Here is a 23,723-nt window from a genome sequence, read left to right as displayed (position 1 = left end):
TAACCATTTAATTCAACAACGATGCAAGAATTTATGCTGATTTTTAGACACGAAGATGGCGGGAAATTGGCTTCACCGGAACAAATGCAGGTTTGGATGCAGATGACCATGGACTGGATTGGCGGGATTGCCGCTCAAAACAAACTGGTCAGCACCGGTAGTGGCCTGGCTTTTGACGACAGCAGGGTAGTAGGGCACAATAATGTAGTCACCAATGGCCCTTTTGGCGACATCAAAGAAACCATCGGCGGCTTCATCATTGTACGCGCTGAGTCTGCGGATGAGGCCGTTGAATTTGCCAAAGGTAGCCCGGTTTTACTAGGTGATGGCAATACCGTGGAGGTACGCAGATTGGCAAAATCGGTGGAGTTATAAGTTTTTTTTTACCACCTAAGAAACTATAGGCACTTGAGAATCACCTCAGGCAGTTTCTTTCTGAGGTGCCTCTTTAGTGCCTATAGTTTCTTAGGTGGTGAAAAACACGCCCTCATGGAACAACAAAAATTAATCCCACATCTTTTCCGCACTGAGTTCCGCAAAATCACCGCAGTACTCACCCGCTTTCTAGGCATTGAACACCTTGAATTGGCCGAAGATCTTGTCAGTGAAACCTTTGTACTCGCCCTGGAAACCTGGCCACACCATGGAATCCCCGATAATCCCAGCGCCTGGTTGTACACCGTGGCCAAAAACAAGGCCAAAAACCAGCTAAAACGGCAGCAATTGTTTCAGGGCAAGATTAGGCCTGACTTGATGAATGAATCCGACCTGAGCCAGGAGCCTGAATTGGATTTGTCCCCCAAAAACATCACCGATAGTCAATTGCAAATGTTGTTTGCTATTTGCCATCCGGTTATCTCGGTTGAATCCCAGATCGGCCTGGCTCTACGTACCTTATGCGGTTTTGGCATTGATGAAATTGCGATTGCCTTTTTGAGCAGCAAAGAAACCATCAACAAACGCTTGTTTCGCGCCAGGGAAAAACTGCGGCAGGAAAAAGTGGCCATTGAAATCCCCGGGGCCATGGCCATTCAGGAACGATTAGCCAGCGTATTGACGACCCTGTACTTGTTGTTTAGCGAAGGTTATTATTCGGAAAGCCAGGATAGTGTTTTGCGCAAAGATTTTTGCCTGGAAGCCATGCGCCTGACCTACTCCCTCATTGAATATGCGCCTACCAATCAGCCCCAGGTCAACGCGTTGATGGCTTTGATGTGCTTTCAAGCTTCTCGCTTTGAAGCCAGAATCAATGAAAAAGGAGAGATGCTCCTGTACCACGAACAGGATGAAAGCCAGTGGGATGAAGCACTAATTGCCCGGGGAGCTTATTTTTTAAAACAAGCGGCTCAGGGAAATGCGCTTTCAAAATACCATCTTGAAGCCCAAATTGCCTATTGGCACACCATTAAGAAAGATAGTCCAGAAAAATGGCAACAGATTTTACAACTCTACAACCACTTGTTGGTGTTGGAATATTCGCCCATCATTGCCCTCAACCGGACCTATGTCCTGGCCAAAGTAAAAGGAAATGCAGTGGCCATCTTGGAGGCAGAAAAGCTTAAACTGGAGAACAATCATTTTTACTACACCTTGCTGGGTGAATTGTACTTGGCAATTGATCCCCTAAAAGCCAAAATACACCTCGAAAGAGCCTTGGCCATCGCCAAAACACAAACCGATAAACAAATCATTCAAAAGAAGATCGATCAGCTTAAAGCTTGAACTTTTGCCCCATCCCCAGTCACGACCATGTACATGCCCAACTTGTGGCCCATCGTTTCTTGATACGCTTTGGCCAAACGTTCCTGCAAACCTTCGATTGCATCCTCGTGTACAAGATTGATCGTACAGCCCCCAAAACCGCCGCCCATCATGCGCGCACCGAGTACGCTGCTTTCGTCTCGTACAGCATCCACCAGAAAATCCAGTTCCGGGCAACTGACCTGGTACAAATGACGAAGCCCCTCGTGGGTGGCGTACATTTTGAGGCCAAAAGCGGTCAGGTCGCCATTTTTTAGGTCTTCGCAGGCGGCGAGAGTGCGTTGGATTTCTTCAGTGACGTAGAGGCAGCGGTCAAATACTTCCTTGGGCAAGCGGCTGCGATTGGCCTGCACCATTGTGATGGGTACATCACGTAGCGCTTTAAAATTGGGATTGTAGTGTTTTTGGAAAAAATGCAAGCCAGTTTCACACTCCGATCGGCGGGTGTTGTACGCCGAATCGGCCAGAGAGTGTTTGACTCCGGTGTCAAACAGCACAATTTTATAGGCACCCAATTCAATGGGGAAATATTCAAAGCTCAAATCGCGGCAATCCAGGCGAATGACTTGATTGACTTTGCCGTGCAAACTGGCAAACATATCCATGATGCCACATTTCACCCCGATGAACTCATTCTCGGAGCGTTGCGCCAAAAGGGCCATTTCCCAACGACTCAAACCCAAATCATACAATTCATTCAGGGCGAAAATCACCGCGGATTCCAGTGCTGCGGAAGAGGACATCCCCGAACCCATCGGCACATCACCTGCTACCACACAGTCAAAAGCAGGAATGGGTTTGCCCAGTTTTTGCGCCTGATCCACAATGCCCAAAATGTAATTGGCCCAACGAACGGAGTTGGTGGTAATGTTTTGGAAATCAACGGTAACTGTTTCTGGAAAATCCAAAGACATCCATTTGCCCTGGGTGCTGCCACTCGGAGCCAAGGCGATGTAAGCAGCCTTGTCCACAGCGGCTGGCAACACAAAACCATCGTTGTAATCGGTGTGTTCACCGATGAGGTTGACCCGACCAGGGGAACTGACCACGAGGGGCTTGCGTGAAAAATGATGCTGAAAACTATTTTCAACTTGTACGTAAAGAGGCGCAAAGGATGACATGGTGTTGTGTATTTCGTTTGTTTGGGACAAAATTTTGCCTACTTCACACTCACCGATCCATTCACCACTGAAACCTTAGCCAACTGCTCTTTGCTGTTGACTGCCTCAAATGGAGTAGGGGTAGGAGAAAAAGCAATGCTGCTGCTGCTTCCCGCTTTACCTTTGACGGTGAAACAAACCTGATACATCACCGCGCCATTGGGCAGGTCCGCGCCCTTGAGGTTGTTTTCAACCCACACTACGGTCAGGAAACCTTTTTTGATGCCCACAGTCCCAAAATTGTCCTTGGTCAGGTAGGGCAATTTAAAGCCCTGGACACCGGCATATTCCAGCACTTTGGGGTCCCATTTCAGAGAGTACTGGGTAGCCAACATCTTGTTGAAATTATCCACGCTGATGTTGACACAAACCTTGCTGCCAGGAGCAGCCGTTTTTTTCTCTGCTTTTAAGGTAATCGCACTGGATTGGGCAAAACTCGCACTGGCAAAGGCCAGAAAAGTCAGGGTGATCAAAATGTTCTTGAAGTACATATTCATGGAAATTTTTGTCAAAAACGAAAATTGGTTCTGGATATTTCACCAGAGACATGGCTTGGAAAATCAATTATTCAAGGAATGCAGCCATTTCTCCCTCTCCGATTTCAACCAGGATGTTTTCTTTGAGGGTAGTGGCCAAAGAAAGGCCTACGTAATCGGCTCGCACGGGGAAAAATTTATGGGTCCGATCCACCAAAACGGCGATTTCCAACTTTTTGGGCAAGGTTTCAAGGATGGGTTTGCAGGCATACAATAAGGTACGGCCGGAACTGGCGACATCGTCCACTACAATAATCGATTTACCGGTAAGCTCTTCAATCGGCAAATCGATCTCCACCGGTTTTTCCATTGGTGCTGCCGGATTGAGGCGAATATTGGTGAGCCGAATTGGTAACTTGCTGATTTTCTGGATACGTTCGGCCAGCATCCGCGCCAGAGCCATCCCCCGATTGTTGATGCCAGCCAGAATAAGTCCGTCTTCCTCAATGTTGTGCTCCAGGATTTCGATGGCCAATCGACTTACCTTTTGCTCAATCTGCTTGTGCTCCAGAATTTTCATGCAGAAATGTTTAAAAAGTGCCATTAATTATGATCGGGCACTTACAGTTCCTATTTTGCACCAAAATTAATTTATCCTGTCGGGAATTTTGGAAAAAAATGTCAGGATTGTATTTTAGCGAAAATTCGCTAATTTTGAGCCAACAGAACATAGATCGATGATACAACAAGTCCTTTTTGTGTTGATAGCCGGAGCCTCCTTGGGGTATGCTGCCTTGCAGTTCCTCAAAATTCGCCGGAACATCAAGTTGGGTAAAGACGAATCCATCAGTGGCGACAGCGCTGAACGCTGGCGGAATGTATTGCTGGTAGCTCTTGGACAAAAAAAGATGTTCAGCCGTATGATTCCTGCGGTGTTGCACCTCTTTATTTATGTGGCTTTTGTGATTACCCAGGTTGAATTGCTTGAAATTTTTGTGGATGGCATTACCGGACAACATCGGGTGTTTTGGCCTCCCTTGGGCGGTTTTTACACCTTTGTAATCAGTTTTATTGAAATTTTGTCGGTTTTGGCCCTGGCAGCCACGATCATTTTTTTAGCCCGGCGGAATATTTTGCGTCTGGCTCGTTTTCACAAACCCGAGATGAAGGGCTGGCCTTTTAAAGACGCCAACTACATCCTTTTCCTGGAATTGGCCCTGATCTTCTTTATTTTTCTGATGAACAGTGCGGATATGACGCGGCATCAGAATGAATACGGATTTGTGGTGAGCCAATTTTTATCACCGATTTGGGATGGCACTGGCGAAGGCACTCTTCATTTGTTGGAACGCATTGGCTGGTGGGGGCATATCCTGGTGGTATTTGCTTTTTTGAACTATCTGCCTTTTTCCAAACACCTGCACATCATTCTAGCTTTTCCCAATACCTATTTTGCCCGCTTGCAACCGCGGGGTGAAATGGACAACATGCCAGAGGTGATGAATGAGGTAAAAAACATGTTGGGTTTGCCAGTTGAAAACGCAGGCACTGAAGTCAACATGGACAACCTCGAATTTGGGGCCAACGACGTTTTTTCCCTTTCCTGGAAAAACGTGCTGGATGCTTACAGCTGTACCGAATGTGGGCGTTGTACCTCCGTTTGTCCGGCCAACCTGACGGGTAAAAAACTTTCACCCCGCAAGATCGTGATGGACATCCGCGACCGTGCGGATGAAATTGGCAAAAAGCTCGACAGCAAAGATGTGCAATACGCCAAAGACAAATCGCAAGCGCTCAGCGCTACCAACTTTGACGATGGCCGAAGCCTTTTCGACTACATCAGCCGGGAGGAGATCCACGCCTGCACCACTTGTAATGCTTGTGTGGAAGCTTGCCCAGTATTGATTTCGCCGCTGGAGCCCATCCTGAAATTGCGCCGTTACGAAATACTCAGCCTTTCCGAAGGCCCTTCTGAATGGCTGCCCATGTTCAACAGCCTGGAAAACAACGGAGCGGTATGGGCGATGTCGGTTGAACGGGAAGCGTGGAAACAAGAATTATAATTTAAAGATGAGAGATGAAAGATGAGAGATAAAGCACGATGCTAGACTCTCATCTCTTATCTTTCATCTTTCATCTTTCATCTTTATGAAGGTTTACACTATGGCCGAAATGGCCGCCGAAGGCCGCGAGCCGGAAATATTGTTTTGGGTAGGTTGTGCAGGGAGTTTTGATGCCCGGGCGCAGAAGGTAACCAAGGCTTTTTGCGAGATTCTGGATGCTGTGGGGATGCCCTTTGCCATTTTGGGCAATGAGGAAATGTGTACGGGTGATCCAGCCCGACGGGCGGGAAACGAATTTGTATTCCAGATGTTGGCTCTGCAAAATGTACAAACCCTCAATGGCTACAATGTCAAAAAAATAGTGACGGCTTGTCCGCACTGTTTCAATACCTTGAAGAATGAATACCCGGCTCTGGGCGGTAACTACGAAGTGGTGCACCACAGCCAACTCTTGCAGGAACTGATCAACACCGGTCGGATCAAAATGCAGGAAGGAGGGACCTTTAAGGGTAAAAAAATTACCTACCACGACTCCTGCTATCTGGGACGGGTGAATGGGGTGTACGAAGCGCCGCGTAGCGTTTTGGCTTCCCTAGATGCTCAATTGGTGGAAATGAAACGCTGTAAAACCAACGGGCTTTGTTGTGGAGCAGGCGGCGCACAGATGTTCAAAGAAGATGAACCCGGCGAAAAACGCATCAACCTGGAACGGGCCGAAGAAGCCCTGGGAACAGGTGCTACAGTAATCGCTGCCAATTGCCCTTTCTGCCTGACCATGATGCAGGATGGCGTCAAAGCCAAAGACAAGCAAGACGATGTCATGGTGTATGATTTGGCAGAGTTGATTGTAGATAGTATGGTGAGGTAATGAGTTAAGAGTTCCGAGTACATGACTTACGAGTTTAGAAGTGAGCTACCGCAGCGACTTAGGCATAGCCCTGGTCCAAGTCGCTGCGGTAGCTCACTTCTAAACTCGTAAGTCATGTACTCATGTTTTCGTCACTCAAAAAATCCTTCATCTTTATTCATTTATATTCAACCTCTCTCAATATGGATCCATTGCACCTGAATACCCAAGCCGTTCACGCAGGTTATACCATCGAAAAGGAATTCGGCTCAGTGAGCCAGCCGATCATTCTAAGTACCACTTTTGAACGGGAAAACGGGGTGCCGCGTGAGCACATCTATACCCGCAGCGAGAACCCCAACCGGATCAGCCTCGAAACCAAGTTGGCCATTCTGGAAGGGGGCGCTGATGCCATCGCCTTTGCTTCCGGGCAGGCAGCGGCGTATGCGGCATTTCAGGCCATTTTGGAGCCGGGTGCCCATGTTTTGATTCCGGATGATTGTTACCATGGTATCCGCAGCCTTTTGTCTCAGGTGTACCTGGGCTGGCAAATCAATGCCGAAGAGGTGGACATGAGTGCGGTGAGCAATGTGGCAGATGCCATTCGACCAGAGACCAAACTGATCTGGATCGAAACCCCCACCAATCCAAAGCTCAAAATATTCGACATCCAGGCCATCGCCAAACTGGGAGCCGAAAAAGGCATCACTGTAGCTTGCGACAATACCTGGGCGACGCCCTTTTTTCAACGTCCTTTTGAGTTGGGCTGTGACCTCGTCATGCATTCCACCACCAAGTATTTTGGGGGGCATTCCGATATTTTGGGTGGGGCTTTGATTTTAAAAGAAAAAGGCACCTTGAGTACCCGCTTGCGCTCGATTCAAAGTGCGGGTGGTGGAGTCCCCTCACCATTCGACTGCTGGTTGTTGAACCGCAGCCTGGCTACTTTCCCCTTGCGTATGCCTGTACACGCGAGCAATGCCCAGGTTTTGGCACAGTTTTTACATGGGAAACCGGCCATCGAGCGGGTGTATTACCCCGGTTTGCCCTCACACCCGAATCATGAAGTAGCCAAGGCACAAATGCAACACGGTTTTGGGGGGATGTTGTCCATTGAAGTGAAAGGAGGAAAGGAAAAGGCCATTCAATTGGCGGAACACCTGCAAATATTTGCTCATGCCACCAGTTTGGGTGGAGTAGAAAGTTTGATTGAACACCGCCGGACGGCGGAAGGGGCGAATCCAAGAAGCCCGGATAATTTACTGCGCATCTCGGTGGGAATTGAGTTTATTGGGGATTTGGTGGCGGATTTTGAGCAGGCGCTGGGGAAATTGTAAATCATTCATTCTTGCACGTAAGTATTTGTTTCCTGTTGGTACTTCACAATATCTTTAGGGACGCAAAATTGTTCCAATAATTTTGGCAAAGCTTGTTTGGCAGTTGCACTTTGCCGCAATTGCCAGTAGCGGTCTTTGTTGATGGCCATAACAGATTCAAAATCAACCAAGGGCGCCGGATAATCCTGTCCAATTCTGCATTGATAAAAACTTTGTTCCATCGCCGTCATTTTCCAGGGTTCAGCCAGATGTACTACGGGGACATGTTGCAGTTCAGGTACCCATTTTTTGATAAAAACGCCCTCCGGATCGTGTTTGAGGACCTGGGTGGCCGGGTTGTAAATCCGCAGGGTATGGTAACCCGTTAACCCAGCCTGCATTTGGATTTGGGGGTAATGGATTCCGGGGTCAAAATCCAGAAACAAACGAGCCAAATGAACCGCTACAGGCCGCCAGTCCAACCACAAGGCAAAGGAAGCAAAGGAAACCAGCATTGCCCGCATGCGAAAATTGATCCAGCCATTGGCATGCAAACAACGCATGGACGCATCAATCATGGGGAATCCGGTTTGGCCCAACTTCCAGCTCTCAAGGAAAGGACCTTCGGTCAATCGGTCGAGTTGATTGAATACTGGATTGATGGGTTCCAACTCAATGCGCCAGTTTGATTCCAGTTTTTGGATAAAATGGGAGCGCCACCACAAGCGCGAGCGGAAGTTTTTGAGGTTCCAGGTACCTGCTTTTTGGGGTAAATTGCCCCTCAACAATTGCATTACCGATCGGGAACTAATGCATCCGTAGGCCAGGTAGGGCGACAAACGACTGCAACTGATCCGGCTGGCCGCGGGTTTGGACAATTGCAGGCTGTAGTTTTTGCCCCGTTCCTGAAAAAAAGAATGAAGGTAGCGCCAGGCAGTGGTTTCGCCACCCGGCTGGAATCCTTCCTGGGGAGTTTGAATAGAGCTTGGTAACGGGGGATAAGCCCATTGGTTCAACAATATTTGGGGTAGTTCCAGGGTATTCAGCCGGGACAAATCAACCTCAGCTCGTGGGGCTTTGAAGTAGGCTTTCTCCAGGTGATCAACCCAGCCGCGTCGGTGTTTCCGCCCTCGAATGACTCCGTCGTGAGGAAATTCCCGGTACATTATGTCCTGCTCCAGGCACCATTTTTTGACTGCTTTATCCCGATCAAAGCTCAATTTAATGCCCGTTTCGGCATGGCTGTACAAGTGTTGGATTTGATAATGCTCGGCCAGCTTTGCCAGGCTGGGAATCACTTCGCATTGCACCCAATAGATTTTTTTCTGGTAAGTGTCGAGCTGCTTTTTCAAGTCTTGCAAGCTTTCGTACACAAACCTCCAATGGCGTAGGTCCGTTTCTGGAGCCGCCATCAGGCTGGGTTCAAAACAATACCACAGCAGGCAAGGGATATCTTCGGCAATGGCTTGCGCCAGGGCAGCATGGTCCTGTAAGCGGAGGTCGCGCTTGAACCAAATGATGTTGATGCTGGGTTTGGACATAGAGGCTAAATGCCAAAAAGAAAAAAAGGTTTAATCCATTGGGAAGGACATTAAGGATTTTACTGTAAATCAATAATATTGTTGGCCTCCCTCAATCCACTCAAATAAGCACCGTGTGCCGTTGAAAAATAATCAACTTCGGTGTGTTCACCAGCAAAGAATAACTTGTCATCTAGCGGTTCGGCCAAATCTTCAAAATGACGCATTTCAGTACCTATTGCGGTGAAAGAATAGGCACCGTAAGCATTTTCATTGCTGCTCCATTTGGTGCGGAGTAAATTGCTTGGATTGGGATTGGGAATTGAGTTGCCGTACATGTCCTTCAAATGAGCCATGATGGCCTCCTTAATTTCGGAATCTGTCATGGTTTCGGTTTGTCTTCCGTAGGCGGCGTAAGCAAAGGTCATCAAGGCATTGCTGGAAGGATGAAACTTGTTGACATTTACAAAGTAGTTGAATTTGTCGGCAGTTTCAGGCGTATAGGACAGGTACTGAACGTCATCCCAAAAAGCTGTTGGCCAGGTCAGTAAAAACTTGTTGACACAACTCATCCCAATTTTTTGGATGGCGTTTAGTTTGGCAGCGGGCAGATTGGGTGCAAATTGGATCACTCCTTTTTTTAATACGCCCAGGGGCACGGTCAGGATCACGTAATCAGCACTGCTGGTTTGACCATTGTGAGTCACCTGGACTTTGTTACCAGTGTAGTCAATCTTTGTAACCCGTTGATTGAGTTGTACATTCAAGCCACGGGCCAGGTGATTGGCGATGGTGTCGTAACCATTGGTCGCAATTTTTTCAATGCCCTTGAATTCTTCTCCTTCATTGTAGAGCAAGGAGGAAAGCTTATCCAGGTCTCCGGTATCGAAAGTTAGGTAAGTTGACAAAAAAAATTTCCAAAGCCGGTCTTTGGCCTGCGTGGGGTATTGGGCATTAAATACCGTTTGAAAACTTTGGGAGGCATTACCTTTTTTCATCAAGGTATCAAGCATGTCGTAAAATTCATCCTCTATCTGATCGTACGTAGCAGCACTACGCACAATGCCACCTACATCGTAGGACTTCCGACTGGAGTCTTCGGTATGGAAAGACTTCATTCCCGCCTGCTCAGCCAGATCGGTGATGGGGTTTTTGGTGATGCCATGGATCCAACTGGCTCCTTCATCGAAGGCGATACCAAGGCTTCGGTTGCTGCGCAATCGGCCACCCACTTTTTCCTGTGCTTCCAGGAGGCTTACAGTAAAACCTTTATTTTTGAGCCGTTGGGCAGCGGCAAGTCCTGCAATCCCTGCTCCAACGACAATAACCGTTTTAGTGATACTCGTTTCTTCCTTTTTGCAGGAGGAAAGAATGGACGGAGTTGTCCAGAGCACTGGCACAGTTTGTAGGGATTTTTTCAAAAACTTCCGGCGCTTCATTTTTTTATTTCCATTTTAGCAAAGCTTCACAGATTTAAATTAATGCTCGGCATTCCTCCTCCAAAATCCCCTCAATAATCTTCGGCGGATCGGCCCATTTGCTGATGCTTTTGTCCAATAACAAAGGCAACTTGGAGCTATACCCTCCAATTTCTCCAGTGCTTAATCCCACAATAATCAGCTTTATTTTATGGTGCCGGATGACATAGGAGCACATGATACACGGCTCGTGGGTGGTCACCAAAATACAATCGGACAGGTCTGTTTTTCCCAAAGCGGTCCGAGTATTGCGGATGGCTTCAATTTCAGCATGAAAAGTGATGTCTTGATGGGTCTTTCCACCTTCAATACCTTCGCCTACTACTTTTCTGTTTTGTACCAAAATGGAACCCACCGGGCTGTCTCCTCTGGCCTTGGCAATTTGAGCAAGAGCGAGGCATTTCCTCATGTAGACTTCGTATTCGGCTTGTTCCATTTTGGTCATATTGGGAATGTTCTATCAATGCTTCGCGGGTGTGGAATAAGGCGGCACCGTCACTTTGATTGGCCCTTGTTGTTTGAGCAAATCCAGGACTTCCTTTACGGCTCTTTCCAGTTGCAAGTCACGCCCTTCCGCAGAAGATTTTGCGGTGATTTTTACCTCAATATCCGGAGCTACCCCTTCATTTTCGGCAATCCAACGCTTGGCATTGGGGTCAAAGATGCCATTGTCGGGAGCGGTTACCCGGCCTCCATCAATCATGGCATAATGCACTGAAGATTTTACCAATCCACCCCAGGTACGTGCGCCGATGAGTGGCCCTGCCTGTTGGTGCCGGAAAACCCAAGGAAAAAAGTCCCCGCCGGAACCAGCCAATTCGTTGATGAGTAGCGCTTTGGGGCCCAGAATACCCGCTGGCAGACGGCCTGGAGCACCATTGGGCACTTCATTGGTATAGGCCGCCCGCAGTTTGCGGGTCATCAGGTCAACCATGTAGTCGTCGAGCAAACCACCACCATTGAATCGTTCGTCAATGACTGCCCCTTCTTTGTCTTGCTGCGCAAAAAAGTACCGATTGAAGGACACCAAGCCTGGCTCACCTGTATTGGGAATCCAGATGTAGCCCAGTTTTCCTCCGGATAATTCATCTACCTTTCTACGGTTGTCTTCCACCCAGGCGCGTTGCCGCAGGGCATTTTCATTGGCAATGGGTTCGACAATTTCTTTCCAGGCCCCATCCATGGAGGGGCGTTCATTGATTTGGAGCACAGTTTGCCGACCAGCAGTGCCATCCAACCAACGGTAAGGGTCATCAGCAGCGGTAAGGGGGACTCCATCGACACCCATCAAATAGTGTTCTTCTTGCACCTTGAGGTTGGGACGGTCAAGTGGAGCACGGAGCCCCGGATTCCAGCTTTCTGCCGTGTATATTCGTTTAATGCGCCAAAAACCATTCTCGGCAACCAGATCCGCACCCAAGAGGCCTACCCGAACGGTATCCACCGCTGGGAAATCGCCCCCGGAGACAAAACTATGGCCAACAGACAATTCTCCGTTCACCTGATCCAGCACATAATTCAAATCGCTGCGGTGCCGGATGTAGGGAATGAGCGGCGCATAACGAGCTTTGACCTGCTGCCAGTCCCGCCCGTGCATATTTGGATCGTAAAAATAATCGCGTTCGTAACGCCAGGTTTCATTGAAGATTTGTTGCCATTCTGCCAATCGATCCAGTTGCATGCGCAAGGTAATCGCCAGGCCGCCTTCACCAGGAGCAGGAGCTTTGGCCGTGCCAACTACCCGCCAGGAACTACCTGATTGCAGGAGGATTTTTTCCCCATCCGCTGATACGGAGAGTCTTTGTACGCCACGCGCAAACTCGCTGGTTTTACGGTCTTCTATGGAAAATTTATGAAGCAACATTCCTGGTGCATTGGGGATGAATTCACCAATGAAGACAGATCCCTTTGGCCCAGCCTGTACGGCTCCATAATTGCGCACTGGCATCGGCAATGCCAAAATACGGCGATCAATTTTTTCCCAATCAATACGTACCAATTCAACCGAATCCTTGGTGGGTTTTTTCTCTGGTTTTACTACTTTTTTTCCAGCACCAGTGGTGTCAGGTTCTTCGTCACTTTTTAGCGGAAAAGGGGAGGGGTCGTCCTTGCGCAACACAACCACATAGGCTCCGTACGCAGGATTAGACTGGGTGGAACTGGTGTTGGCCCAACCCGAACCCAGCGCAACTTCAGTGCTCGCCAAAAAGTAAAGGTACCGACCTCCACGATCCCAGGCGGGCGCAAAACCATCAGCAAGTGGATCGGTCAATGGGCGGCTGGTGCCGGAAGCTACCGACCAAAGCATGATGCGACGGAAATTGTTGGCTGCTGTTTTGGCGTAGGCTAGCCATTTGGAATCGGGCGACCAGTTGAGACCCAGGGAGCCACGCTCGATGTTGAGCCCACCCACGTCGGCAGTGATGATCTTTCCAGTTTCTACTTCCACTACCCGAATGCGCACATCGTCATCACAAAAGGCGATGCGTTTGCCATCGGGCGACCAGGTGGGCTCCCAGGCCATTTTTGATTCGCCAATCGAGATGCTGCGCGGGGCAGTTAGTCCATCCTGGTTGGCAATGAGTAGCGCGTATCCTTCACCACTGGCATCCGAAAACCAGGCAACCCGATTGCCATCGGGCGACCAAATTGGTGCACGATCGGCCACTCCGGTGCTGCGGGTAAGGTTGCGTGCGTCGCCATTGGCAATGGGAACGGTAAAAATTTCGCCGCGTGCTTCCATGGCCACCCGTTTACCTGTAGGGGAAAGGGCTGCATTGCTGACCCGTTTGTTGACGTTTTCCCAACGGGTTTCGGCCCAGGGGAAATCGCCGCGCACTGTGATCTCCAGTTGTTTGGGGCTTCCTGAAGCGGCATCTAGGGTATGCAGGTAGCCATCTCGTTCAAAGATGAGGGTGCCCTTATCGCCAGATAGCCATTTTACATTACTGCCCGTGAACTTGGTTTTTTGCACCAAGGCACCAGTACTCGGGGTATAGGCCCAAATATTGACAGTCCAGTCACGGTCCGAAAGGAAGTAGATGGTATTGCCAAGCCAAAGGGGTTGGGTATCGGTGCTGCGCTCACATGGAATGGGTGTTTCGCTCAAATCATCCAAGTTCAGGATAGATAAGGAGGTGTTTTGGCCACCCCGGTATTCGCGCCATTCTACATCCCAACGGCTCATGCGGTCTACGACGATGCGGTTTTGGTTTGGGGCATACGACCCATCAAAGCCCCAAGGTGCGGGTAGTAGGGTAGAGGGGCCACCTTGAGTTGCAACCGTCCAAAGGCGGTTATATGCACTGGGGGCGGTTTCGCGGGAAGAGGCGTAGAGGACCCGTTTTCCGTCGTTGGTCCAGCCCCGGGCAAAGGCAGCGGATGGATGCCAGGTCAGGCGGGTGGGAGTGCCACCATCGATGGAAACGATGTATACTGAGTTTGAGCCAGTTCGATCGGATGTAAAGGCAATCCAGCGACCGTCGGGAGAAAAGTGAGGGTCGCTTTCGACCGCAGGGGTACTGGTCAATCGACGGGCTTCACCACCAGTACGGTCAGTGATCCATAGATCGCCGCCGTATACAAAGGTGATGTGTTTTTCACTGAGGCTGGGTTGGCGCAACAGGCGGGTGCCTTGGGCTTGAATATCATTGAGACAAAATGCAACCAGGAATAAACAAACCAGCCAGCGGAAATTCTTCAGGTATTGAGGAAAAACAGGACTCATTTTGAACTTGGTTTTATGGTTTGGTGCGTTGAAGGCCTACAAGTATAGGGATCGCAGGGTGAAATACCAAATTGTAGGCGGGCTTTGTTGTATTTGGTCCCTGTCCTCAACGCACCACCACAAAACTAAGGCAAGCTGAATTGTTTGAACCAGGCCCAATGGAAAACGGCAGCTTTCATCGGATGATTAGTCCCGTTCGGGTATTCATGTTCCAAGCCTTTGACCTCGACCATTTTAAAGACATGGTCCGCCCGGCCCGACAAGCCTTGATAATCTGCAACTACCGCAGAATTTGGGTCACCACTAGTAGTGTAACTGGATTCTTTGAGTTGAAACGTATTGATAAAGGGCTTAGGCTGGACGGCATATAGGAAGGGATAATCTTTGTACAATTGCGTGAAACCCATCGGTACCGCAGCACCCACGGGTAAGCCCACTCCTTTGATCATTTTTTCATCCATATTGCCAAAAAACAACATTGTTGGTAGCAAACGCACAGGCTTGTACACAGAATCCCGAGGCAAGGCACCACCACCTCCACAGGATACTGCTGCGGCAATGAGGTCGGAGAGTTTAACGGCGCAAGTCGCGCTGAATTGGCCACCACTGGAGAAGCCTACGGTGTAAATGCGTTTGGGGTCTACCTTGAATTTGGCACCCAAATCGGCAAACATGGCCCGCATAAATTTGAGGTCATCCTTGAGCACTACTTTGGGGCAAAAATCAGCCCCGCCAGGCAATGAATTCCATTTGCTAATCGTCTCAGTGACTCCATCTTCCGTAACGCAATAGACTAGCGCTGAAGGGAAAACAGTAAGGATGTTTTCGGATTCGCCCACTTCTTTCCAGCCTGAGATGTTGTAAAACTGTTCGCCACTTTGGTTGCTCCCGTGGAACATGAAGACAACAGGAGTAGCGGTAGTTCCGGTATAGCCCTTGGGAACATGGACGTAATATTCCCGTTCTACACCATCTGCAGTCAGGGTGAAACGGTTTTTTCCGATTTTGAATGAGGGTGGTGGGGTTGAGGTTCCCTCTTCTTTTTGGCAGGAAATCAGCAGGGACAGGCTTAGCATTAAAAGCAAACTGTACAATTTCATGGTTTGTAGCATTTTAGGTGAATGCTACAAATATGCAAGGGCTGGATGGGAGTGGGGTAGAACTAGGGGGTGATTTTGAGGTTTGGGTAATAGACTTGAGGTAAGTTAAAAATCGTGGACTTGTGCACAAACCCTTGATTTTTAACTTACCACAAGTCTACTTTTCTCCTAAAACCTCAACATCTTCTTTGTTTCTCTACCACTCGCCGTCTGCAGCGTATAGTAGAACATACCTTTCACATTTCCCAGAGCTTGCGCATCAAGTGAAATTTGATGGCTGCCTTCCGCCAGGTTGGCAGTTTGTTTATGGATCAATTTGCCTTGTAGGTCCCAAACGCTAAGGGTGATCGGGCCAGCTACAGGTAGCGAAAAATTGATGAGGGTCTCCTCGTGGAAGGGGTTGGGCTGGTTTTGTTCCAGCGTCAAACCACTTCTCAACTTTTGATCACCATTTAGATTCAAACTACTCAGGTTCGCCAACTGGCCATCTTCCTGGAATTGACCTGCTGCAGGAACATAACTTCCATCCAGGTCACCCAATTTGATGGCTACAAAGTCGGCAATGACTCCGGTTTCCAATTTGTTAATGGCTACCGAATCGGGGTATTTACCAGGTTTCAAGGAGCGAGGCACGGTGTATCGGGCATCAACAAAACGCCAGCAATTGCCCTGTGGGAAAGAGTCCCGTTGGAAAATGATTTGCCGCAATTTGGCAAAATCTTCGGTGGTGATTTCTCCATTTTGGTCGATGTCTGCGGCCAGGATTTGATAGGGGCTGAAGTTGTCCAGTTTGTTTTGCAACATTTCCAACATTAGGTTCAAGTCGCGGGTATTGACTCCGTTGGCGTCGCCCGCCTTCATTTTGGGGCGCACCACATAACTTTGACCTTCTGGCAACTCCTTAAAGCGGTAAAATCCGTCTTTGTCCGTTTTGGTTTGGTAGGCTACTATCTCCTGGATTGCGTTCAGTGGAATATTGCGCATTCGGGCTCCTTGTGCAGTTGCAACGGTACCCGTGATGCCAGGCAAAACCGGACAGATTCCCCGATTGTCCTGTACCAGGAGGTAAGTAACACAATAACCATGGTTGCCCAGGTTGTCCCAGGCGTGTAATTCGATGTCTACTTTTTGCCCCGCTTCAGCACAAGTGAAAGTCAAGGAAGTGCTGTCGATATGGGCTGGTTGGCCAACTCGGTTGATGGAATAACGCGTGATTTTTTTCAAACCATTCTTATCTACCTCTGGTCCTTGACCATTGCAGTCGTAAGCTGGGCTGGCTACATAATCGCTGGCCCATACGGTATTCATTGCCCCCCCAAGCCCGTCTGGCATGAGAGCCATGGCCAGGCCTTGTTTACAGGTTGGGGCAGGGGCGCTACAGTCACGCACCTCAAAGGGGATGCGGGTGGGCAAGGATAAGTTGCCACACTGATCCCGTACCACCACGATCAAATCGTGTTTGCCTTCGGGAAGATTGGCAATTTTGATGTTAAAAGTCCCATTTTTATTGTCTTTCCAACTCCAGTGGGTGTCGAAGTTAACAGGTGCCCGCATGTTGCTGATGCTTTGGAAAGGGGCAATCATGATGGACTGGGTTTCCAGGCTTACTGTTTCGGAGCAGTTGTCGCTGGCTGCAAAGGTTACATCGATGGCACCCTTGCAGGTATTTAGATTCGTTTGAAATTTGGGCACAACGGGCACCGTAACCACCGGTCGAACATCGTCGTACACTTTGATGACCTGAGTGTACATAAAAGCGCGGTAGTGGAAGCCCCCATTATCCAAACAAATAGGACTGAGTTCAATTTTTCGGTCATCGGACGAGATTTCCCGGTCGTGGCTGAGATAAGCAGTGTTGTTGCGTACCAGCACACAAACCCCCTCGCCGTATACCCAATCAAAGTCAGGCGCATCCCGATCAATAATTACGGGGTTAGACATAGGGTCGAGTTGACACTTTTCATTGTACAACTCCCAGTTCATTACCGTGTAGGTGCGGAAAATTTTGTAACAAGCGTCTGCATCTGTGCGGTAAATTTTGTCGCTGATGTTGACGGCCAGTTTGTCGTCGCCCAATTCAATCATCTGTACACCAGGGATGTTGACAGGAGCTTTGCAGGTGTTGCTGGATACATCTGCAGGGAAACAAATGTCGTAGTTGTGGACTTTAGGCGGCGGCATTTTGGGCCACCAGCCCGGCATGTAGCCACCTTGGGCATTTAATAAAGATAGTTGGCCCAGGCTGAGTGCCAAAATCAGGCAATACTTAAAGTTCATGGTTTTCCGTCTACGCAATGACGGTTGGGTCGAATTGAGCATAACTCGATTGGGTTACTGATTAATTAAATGGCCTGTTACCGGACGGGAGGATGTTTGAACCTGAAGGAAATGAGGGGACAAAAAACGGAACGTGTTTAGCTCAGGGAACCCACTGATTTATTGGTGAGTTATCAGCTACAATACATGACATAAAATTGAGCATTGTGGTTGGAAAAACCCAGCTAAATTTTTCGCAATATACAAGGTTTTTTTGATTCAGGGCACAATTCTTTTGCACACTATGCGACTAGCGTCTATTTTTGCGCCGATTTAATCCAACACGATGAAGAACTTTTTGGAAGAACTGGAATGGCGGGGCATGCTGCATTCCAAAATTGACGGAATAGAAGAAAAACTAAATACCGGAAAAGTGGTCGGCTACATTGGCTTTGACCCCACGGCACCCTCTATAACCATCGGCAACTATGTGCAAATCATGTTGCTCAAATTGTTTCAACTCAGCGGCCACCAACCGATCGTACTGATGGGGGGCGCAACTGGGCGCATTGGTGACCCTTCGGGCAAGGACAAAGAACGTGAGCTCAAAACGACCGATGAGTTGGACAACAACCTGGCCCACCAAACCACTCAGTTCAGAGGCTTGTTGAACTTTGATCAGGGCGAGAATGCCGCGATTCTGGTCAATAACCTGGATTTTTACAAGGAGATGAACGTGTTGGACTTTTTGCGCATTGTTGGTAAAACACTGACGGTGAACTACATGTTGCAAAAAGATTCGGTGCAAAATCGCCTGGAAGGGGGGATCTCCTTCACGGAGTTCAGCTACCAATTGTTACAAGGTTACGATTACCAGTGCTTGTTCAATCAATATGGCTGTATCCTGCAAATGGGGGGCTCCGATCAGTGGGGCAACATCACCTCGGGTACGGAGTTCATTCGCCGCAACCTTGGCGAAAAGGCCTATGCGATTACTACTCCTTTGTTGACCAAAGCTGATGGCACCAAATTTGGCAAATCTACTGCTGGCAACATTTGGCTGGATGCCAAAATGACTTCGCCTTATAAGTTTTACCAGTTCTGGATCAATGCCGATGATGCAGACATTCCCAAGTTTACACGTTATTTTACCCTTTATTCCAAGGAAGAGATCGAGGCGCGCGAGCAAGAATTTGCCAGTGACCCACGTGAACTCAAGCGCTTGCTGGCCGAGGAGTTGACCAAACGTATCCACGGCGAAGAGGCGTACCAGAGTGTGCTCAAAGTATCGGAATTGCTGTTTGGCCGAAATGCGGATCGGGAGATGTTACTGAGTTTGAGTGCGGAGGAGCTGGAAACGGTGGCGAACGAGATTCCTACTTTTCAGGTAGATAAAGCCTTGTTTGCAGAAGGGGTCAATATTGCGGACCTTTTGGCGCAACATACCCAGATTTTAACCTCTAAAAGTGAGGTGCGTAAGGCGATTCAAAACAATGCCATTACGGTGAATAAGGAAAAAATCACTACACACGAAGCAACGATAACTTCTGAAACTCTGCTCCACGGACAATATGTGATGTTGGAAAACGGGAAGAAGAATAAGTATGTGCTGATCGCCGGGTAGCGAGTGACGAATGATTCGAATGATGAGTGACGAATGGGAGGCAATGCTCCAAATTCGTCACTCGTCATTCGAATCATTTGTCATTTCAACAAGAGGTACAACAACTGTGCATACACAATCTTCACTACAATCGACATTGGCGTCATCAAAGAATAGCCCACATTAGGCAACTTATTCTTACTCCGGCGGATGTTGAAATCCAGAATAGCTGGGTGATTGGAAACCAAGCCAATCAAGATGCTGAAGGGTATTTTCAAAATTTTATAGCCCACCAATAAGGTAGCACACACCGTAAGGATGCTGATTAAAGCACTGCTGGTAAATACCCACAAGCCGATGCCACCTCCCGAAATAGTTTTTACAAATTGATGCCCCGAATTCACGCCAACACCCGCCAACAAAAAGATCAAGCCGATCTGCCGTAAAATCAAGTTGGCACTATAAGGCAAGGACCAGTTGATTGGCCCACTGCGGCGCAAGCCGCCCAGGATTAGCCCCACAATAATCGGCCCGCCAGCGAAACCCAATTTAAAGTCAATACCTCCCGGCAACTGAAAAGTCACCATCCCTAGAATCATCCCCATCGCCATCCCCAGACCAAAGGACAACAAATCGATTTGACTCAGTTCTTCGTAAGAATCACCAAAAAACTTAGCAATGTCGGCCATGTCTTTTCTTTTGCCGATGACCCGCACCCGATCACCCAATTCCAGTACAGTGTCCGCATTGGCCATCATGTCGACATCGCCTCGGCGGACGCGCGAGATCAGAACGGCGTATTTCTCACTCAAATTCAGGGCTGCAAGTTTTAAACCTGCTACTTTGGAGTTGGAGACAAACATCCGGCGGGTTTCGTATTCGGTTTGGTCGAAAGAGAGCTGATGGGGGAGGATGGTACCAATTTCCTGGGCTACCTGCTCTACTTCTTCCCGGTCTCCAACCAGAGCTACTTTGTCGCCCAGTTGAAATTCGGTATCCCAGGAACTGAGGTGCATGCGGTCACCCCTTTCAAAACGGCCAAACAAAACGGTCCAGGCCCTTTCTTGGCGCAAATCGCGGATGGATTTATTGATGACATCTTCATGGTTGACTTCTACGGTGAGGGTGAGGATGTCCTGGCGTACGGGATAGTCCTTGCGGAGCTCCCGTTCTTCTTTCTGAAAATCAATTTTGAGCAGTTTTTGCATCAAAATAACGGCCAGCATGGGGCCCAATATGCCCATAGGGTAGGAGAGGGAATAACCAATAACGCTGTTTTCTGCATCCAGCTTGCTGATGTTCTCATCCAAACCCGTGTTGCGAATCAAATCCAATAAACCCGCCAGAGCAGGGGTGTTGGTGGTACTGCCTACAAACAATCCCGCTGTAATGCTGCCTTCAAACCCCAATAAATAATGCAAGCCAACGGCCACACTCGCAGAAAAACTGAGCATGACAAAAACAAAAATCAAGTCCTGCCAACCCCTGCGTTTGAAGGTGCTGAAAAAACTAGGCCCACTCCCCAAACCCACTGTATACACAAAGATGGAAAGGCCCAAAAAGGTAATGATTTCGGGAATGCGCAGCTCAGGGCTAAAACTGCCGATGAACAAACCTACAAACAATACAGCGGCTACCCCCAGACTATTGCCTTTGATGCTGATGCTCCCTACTCCGTAGCCCAGGCCAGCCACAATAAAAAGCAAAAGAATCGGATTTTCGGTTAGTGCCTCGACCATATTGTTGGAATTTTGTGCACGAAAAGTACAAATTCGATGAGAAATGTAGAGGATAAAAAAGATCATGGCGCCAAAACACATTTGTCAATGGCGTGTGAATTGTTAAGGCTGGCCAAATTATAATTGGTGGAATGGGGCTGGAACAAAAAAATTACCCTTTCGTTAAAATTTCCAGTAAAATTTTGTGAGTATTCATAAATTGCCCTATATTGCCCTCAGATTTAAGGTTTCCTTAACAAAGTTGTTAATTTTATTAACGACTTACAACTTGCTTTTTAGATCCTTCATAATAACAGTCGGGTGATTTCTTACAAGAGCGGAGCAGTGGTGCTTGCGCTCTTTTTTTTTGCCCAATGGTATCTTGTTTTCTTTGAAATTCAATATGGACAAGATGAAAAAAGCGATTACCGTTTTATACTTATGCTTTGCCCTGTTTACCCTGGGTGATGCTCAATCCAAGGATTTGATAATCATCAAACAACGGGTTGTTACAGAACTTTTGAAAGTTAAGCCTAACGACAGCCAAGTAGAGGCGATTTTGGCAAAAATGAAGGAGGATGGCAGTTTTTCCGACATCAATTATACTGACCTAAGCAGGACTGCGAGTTTTCCGCATGGCAGACATACAAGCGATTTGGCTTATTTGGCAAGAGCCTTTAAAACTCCAAGCTCCGCTTTTCATCAAAGTGAAAAAGTGAAAAATGCCATAGTCCGTGGTTTGAATTTTTGGGTGAAAAACGATTTTGTTGGTGATAACTGGCATGATAACCAAATCACAACACCCACTAATCTAATGAATCTCATCTTGGCAATTGGTGATGATTTGCCTAAAGATTTGATCGAAAAAGCCCAACCAATGATTGGTCGGGCCAATATGAGTGCTTCGGGCGCACGTCCGAGTGGTGACAGGATTGTGATCGCGGGTATCCTGGCTAAGAATTTACTCTTTCTTGGCAAGGATATGGCTTTTGACACAATCATCCACATCATTGAGGGTGAAATGAAATTCTCAACAGGGGAGCGTTGTATACAGCATGATTATAGTTTTCATCATCGTCCCGATCGAGTGAACAATACCGATTCCTATGGTTACGGCAAATTTGCTAATGCATATGGCGAATGGTCTTCTTATGTGGCTGGCACGAAATATCAGTTTTCAAAAGAGAATATCAACCTATTGGTGGATTATTATCTGGATGGTATTTACAAACAACAGGTGTACGGCATTTATGATGATGTAGGGGTAGCAAATCGAAGTATTTCGATAAAAAAACCTCCTTTGCAACCCAAAGGAACGCTGGAAATTGAGCGACTTTTAGTCAGCACTGATTATAGAAAAAAAGAATTGGAAGACATCATTAAATTGAGAAAAGGGGAAGCCCGGCCAACTTCGTCCTTTGCCAAATTCTTTTGGCAAACTGAGCATTTTGTCTTTCAACGCCCCAATTTTTACACCAGTGTCAGGATGTTTTCTACCCGAAACCGAAACATGGAAGAACCCTATAACGGACCAGGTAAAACAACCCATCACCGAGCCGATGGTACAAATTATTTGATGCTCAAAGGTGACGAATACCACAATATTTGGGCGGTATATGACTGGCAAAAAATATCCGGCACAACCATTATGCAAAAACCAAGTTTGCCACCACCTACTGACATTCAAAAAGATGGGCTAACCAACTTCGTGGGTGCCGTGACCGATGGCCTATACGGTGCAGTGGCGTTTGATTTTAAAAGCCCCCACGATATGCTCGAAGCCAAAAAATCGTGGTTCTTTTTTGATGAGGAATATGTTTGCCTCGGTGCAGGTATAAAGCCCAAAAAGTCATTGCCCATTGTCACCACAATCAATCAAGTTCTGTTGAGGAGCGAGGTGATAGTAATGCAAGATGGGCAGAAAAAAGTCCTTTCGAAGGGCAATAGAATTGCTGAAAATGTGAAATGGGTGCACCAGGATAAAATCGGGTATCTTTTTCCCGAACCAACAACTATAAACATATCCAATCAGTCCGAAACGGGGCGTTGGTCAGATATTACAGACCAAAAGAACATCAGCACAGAATTGGTAAGTGAAGATGTATTCAAGTTGTGGTTCAATCACGGCGATAAAATAAACGAAACCGATATTCATGGTAAACGAAAGATGGAGAAATATCCTGAGTATCAGTACATCGTTGTGCCAAATGTTTCCGAGCAAAAATTGGCGGAAACAAGTGTGAATAACCGCAACATTGAAATCCTATCGAATACAGCAGATTTGCAAGGTGTAAAACACGGCACATTGGGCATTGTTCAGTTGGCTTTTTACAAAGCAGGTGAGGTAGAAATTGCCAAAGGGCAAAAAATAAAAATGGACAGTCAGGGTATGGTTATGCTCAAAATGGCAGGGGATAAAGTGAAACAGTTGACTGTGGCAGACCCATCACGGTGTTTGGGCCGAATACTCATCACATTACCAGGTGCTTATACCTCAAAAAGCGATAAATTTATTTGTTTGCCTAATGTGAAAAACAATACAACTACAGTAATCGTGGATTTACCGCAAGGGGTTTATTTGGGGAAAAGTGTGATGCTTAGTTTTTAACCAGTTGCGTCTCCAACCCATGTGTGAAGGTGGTTTATTCTGCTCGACTATTTTTTTCTTTCGGGAAAAAATAAATATCATTACAAAAAT

Annotated in this window: 17 protein-coding genes; 7 read left to right on the top strand and 10 right to left on the bottom strand. The window is 47.7% G+C overall.

Annotated elements, in window-relative coordinates; all coding sequences use genetic code 11:
- The first annotated feature begins 21 nt into the window (after window positions 1–21).
- Window positions 22–375, top strand: a complete 354-nt coding sequence (locus tag SFV55_RS19905) for a YciI family protein (RefSeq protein ID WP_320031299.1) — start codon at window positions 22–24, stop codon at window positions 373–375.
- A 114-nt stretch (window positions 376–489) separates the two neighbouring features.
- Window positions 490–1,722, top strand: a complete 1,233-nt coding sequence (locus tag SFV55_RS19900; RefSeq protein WP_320031298.1) for an RNA polymerase sigma factor — start codon at window positions 490–492, stop codon at window positions 1,720–1,722.
- Here the strand turns inward: SFV55_RS19900 and galK are convergent.
- The 3 genes from galK to SFV55_RS19885 form a co-directional block, all read right to left on the bottom strand.
- Window positions 1,707–2,882 carry a galactokinase gene (galK, locus tag SFV55_RS19895; protein WP_320031297.1) on the bottom strand — a complete coding sequence of 392 codons (1,176 nt, stop codon included), beginning with the start codon at window positions 2,880–2,882 and terminating at the stop codon, window positions 1,707–1,709. The two genes, SFV55_RS19900 and galK, sit on opposite strands and share 16 nt — an antisense overlap.
- Before the next feature lie 38 nt (window positions 2,883–2,920).
- Window positions 2,921–3,412: a cohesin domain-containing protein gene (locus tag SFV55_RS19890; protein ID WP_320031296.1), complete on the bottom strand. Its 492-nt coding sequence runs from the start codon at window positions 3,410–3,412 to the stop codon at window positions 2,921–2,923.
- A gap of 73 nt (window positions 3,413–3,485) precedes the next feature.
- Window positions 3,486–3,977 carry a phosphoribosyltransferase family protein gene (locus SFV55_RS19885; protein ID WP_320031295.1) on the bottom strand — a complete coding sequence of 164 codons (492 nt, stop codon included), beginning with the start codon at window positions 3,975–3,977 and terminating at the stop codon, window positions 3,486–3,488.
- Window positions 3,978–4,134: 157 nt separating this feature from the next.
- Here SFV55_RS19885 and SFV55_RS19880 point away from each other — a divergent pair, with 157 nt between their 5' ends.
- The 3 genes from SFV55_RS19880 to SFV55_RS19870 all read left to right on the top strand — a co-directional run bounded on the left by SFV55_RS19880 (window position 4,135) and on the right by SFV55_RS19870 (window position 7,644).
- Window positions 4,135–5,460: a (Fe-S)-binding protein gene (locus SFV55_RS19880; protein ID WP_320031294.1), complete on the top strand. Its 1,326-nt coding sequence runs from the start codon at window positions 4,135–4,137 to the stop codon at window positions 5,458–5,460.
- A gap of 85 nt (window positions 5,461–5,545) precedes the next feature.
- Entirely contained in the window at window positions 5,546–6,328 is a 783-nt protein-coding gene (locus tag SFV55_RS19875; RefSeq protein WP_320031293.1) for a (Fe-S)-binding protein, read from the top strand.
- A 182-nt stretch (window positions 6,329–6,510) separates the two neighbouring features.
- A complete protein-coding gene (locus SFV55_RS19870) occupies window positions 6,511–7,644 on the top strand; it encodes a trans-sulfuration enzyme family protein (protein ID WP_320031292.1) in 1,134 nt (377 codons plus the stop codon).
- Between the two features lie 5 nt (window positions 7,645–7,649).
- On the opposite strand, the gene SFV55_RS19865 is transcribed toward SFV55_RS19870, so the two are convergent.
- The 6 genes from SFV55_RS19865 to SFV55_RS19840 all read right to left on the bottom strand — a co-directional run bounded on the left by SFV55_RS19865 (window position 7,650) and on the right by SFV55_RS19840 (window position 17,725).
- The gene (locus tag SFV55_RS19865; protein ID WP_320031291.1) at window positions 7,650–9,164 is read right to left on the bottom strand and encodes a cryptochrome/deoxyribodipyrimidine photo-lyase family protein; all 1,515 of its coding nucleotides are present in this window, start codon (window positions 9,162–9,164) and stop codon (window positions 7,650–7,652) included.
- A 59-nt stretch (window positions 9,165–9,223) separates the two neighbouring features.
- The gene (locus SFV55_RS19860; RefSeq protein WP_320031290.1) at window positions 9,224–10,582 is read right to left on the bottom strand and encodes an NAD(P)/FAD-dependent oxidoreductase; all 1,359 of its coding nucleotides are present in this window, start codon (window positions 10,580–10,582) and stop codon (window positions 9,224–9,226) included.
- A 34-nt stretch (window positions 10,583–10,616) separates the two neighbouring features.
- Window positions 10,617–11,057: a nucleoside deaminase gene (locus SFV55_RS19855; protein WP_320031289.1), complete on the bottom strand. Its 441-nt coding sequence runs from the start codon at window positions 11,055–11,057 to the stop codon at window positions 10,617–10,619.
- Window positions 11,058–11,081: 24 nt separating this feature from the next.
- A complete protein-coding gene (locus tag SFV55_RS19850) occupies window positions 11,082–14,348 on the bottom strand; it encodes a PDZ domain-containing protein (protein ID WP_320031288.1) in 3,267 nt (1,088 codons plus the stop codon).
- A gap of 125 nt (window positions 14,349–14,473) precedes the next feature.
- The gene (locus SFV55_RS19845) at window positions 14,474–15,448 is read right to left on the bottom strand and encodes a hypothetical protein (protein WP_320031287.1); all 975 of its coding nucleotides are present in this window, start codon (window positions 15,446–15,448) and stop codon (window positions 14,474–14,476) included.
- A gap of 168 nt (window positions 15,449–15,616) precedes the next feature.
- Window positions 15,617–17,725: a T9SS type A sorting domain-containing protein gene (locus tag SFV55_RS19840; protein WP_320031286.1), complete on the bottom strand. Its 2,109-nt coding sequence runs from the start codon at window positions 17,723–17,725 to the stop codon at window positions 15,617–15,619.
- A gap of 325 nt (window positions 17,726–18,050) precedes the next feature.
- On the opposite strand from SFV55_RS19840, the gene tyrS reads away from it, so the two are divergent.
- Complete coding sequence (gene tyrS / locus SFV55_RS19835) at window positions 18,051–19,328, top strand: tyrosine--tRNA ligase (protein WP_320031285.1); 1,278 nt, start codon at window positions 18,051–18,053, stop codon at window positions 19,326–19,328.
- Window positions 19,329–19,408: 80 nt separating this feature from the next.
- Here the strand turns inward: tyrS and SFV55_RS19830 are convergent, their stop codons facing one another.
- Complete coding sequence (locus SFV55_RS19830; RefSeq protein ID WP_320031284.1) at window positions 19,409–21,046, bottom strand: aspartate:alanine exchanger family transporter; 1,638 nt, start codon at window positions 21,044–21,046, stop codon at window positions 19,409–19,411.
- Window positions 21,047–21,437: 391 nt separating this feature from the next.
- Between SFV55_RS19830 and SFV55_RS19825 the strand changes: the two genes are divergently transcribed.
- A complete protein-coding gene (locus SFV55_RS19825; RefSeq protein WP_320031283.1) occupies window positions 21,438–23,633 on the top strand; it encodes a polysaccharide lyase family 8 super-sandwich domain-containing protein in 2,196 nt (731 codons plus the stop codon).
- Window positions 23,634–23,723: the final 90 nt, after the last annotated feature.

Origin of the sequence: Haliscomenobacter sp., assembly GCF_033763495.1 — a bacterium.
GTDB lineage: Bacteria > Bacteroidota > Bacteroidia > Chitinophagales > Saprospiraceae > Haliscomenobacter.
The sequence above is the reverse complement of the archived record's forward strand: the minus strand, read 5'-3'. Positions and strand labels throughout refer to the sequence as shown.

What these genes read in the sequence shown, in the direction of transcription:
- SFV55_RS19865 (WP_320031291.1), bottom strand. Translation starts at nt 9,164, where the DNA reads ATGTCCAAACCCAGCATCAACATCATTTGGTTCAAGCGCGACCTCCGC.
- SFV55_RS19840 (WP_320031286.1), bottom strand. Translation starts at nt 17,725, where the DNA reads ATGAACTTTAAGTATTGCCTGATTTTGGCACTCAGCCTGGGCCAACTA.
- SFV55_RS19875 (WP_320031293.1), top strand. Translation starts at nt 5,546, where the DNA reads ATGAAGGTTTACACTATGGCCGAAATGGCCGCCGAAGGCCGCGAGCCG.
- SFV55_RS19900 (WP_320031298.1), top strand. Translation starts at nt 490, where the DNA reads ATGGAACAACAAAAATTAATCCCACATCTTTTCCGCACTGAGTTCCGC.
- SFV55_RS19850 (WP_320031288.1), bottom strand. Translation starts at nt 14,348, where the DNA reads ATGAGTCCTGTTTTTCCTCAATACCTGAAGAATTTCCGCTGGCTGGTT.
- SFV55_RS19830 (WP_320031284.1), bottom strand. Translation starts at nt 21,046, where the DNA reads ATGGTCGAGGCACTAACCGAAAATCCGATTCTTTTGCTTTTTATTGTG.
- galK (WP_320031297.1), bottom strand. Translation starts at nt 2,882, where the DNA reads ATGTCATCCTTTGCGCCTCTTTACGTACAAGTTGAAAATAGTTTTCAG.
- SFV55_RS19880 (WP_320031294.1), top strand. Translation starts at nt 4,135, where the DNA reads ATGATACAACAAGTCCTTTTTGTGTTGATAGCCGGAGCCTCCTTGGGG.
- tyrS (WP_320031285.1), top strand. Translation starts at nt 18,051, where the DNA reads ATGAAGAACTTTTTGGAAGAACTGGAATGGCGGGGCATGCTGCATTCC.
- SFV55_RS19905 (WP_320031299.1), top strand. Translation starts at nt 22, where the DNA reads ATGCAAGAATTTATGCTGATTTTTAGACACGAAGATGGCGGGAAATTG.
- SFV55_RS19855 (WP_320031289.1), bottom strand. Translation starts at nt 11,057, where the DNA reads ATGGAACAAGCCGAATACGAAGTCTACATGAGGAAATGCCTCGCTCTT.
- SFV55_RS19870 (WP_320031292.1), top strand. Translation starts at nt 6,511, where the DNA reads ATGGATCCATTGCACCTGAATACCCAAGCCGTTCACGCAGGTTATACC.
- SFV55_RS19825 (WP_320031283.1), top strand. Translation starts at nt 21,438, where the DNA reads ATGAAAAAAGCGATTACCGTTTTATACTTATGCTTTGCCCTGTTTACC.
- SFV55_RS19860 (WP_320031290.1), bottom strand. Translation starts at nt 10,582, where the DNA reads ATGAAGCGCCGGAAGTTTTTGAAAAAATCCCTACAAACTGTGCCAGTG.
- SFV55_RS19890 (WP_320031296.1), bottom strand. Translation starts at nt 3,412, where the DNA reads ATGTACTTCAAGAACATTTTGATCACCCTGACTTTTCTGGCCTTTGCC.
- SFV55_RS19845 (WP_320031287.1), bottom strand. Translation starts at nt 15,448, where the DNA reads ATGAAATTGTACAGTTTGCTTTTAATGCTAAGCCTGTCCCTGCTGATT.
- SFV55_RS19885 (WP_320031295.1), bottom strand. Translation starts at nt 3,977, where the DNA reads ATGAAAATTCTGGAGCACAAGCAGATTGAGCAAAAGGTAAGTCGATTG.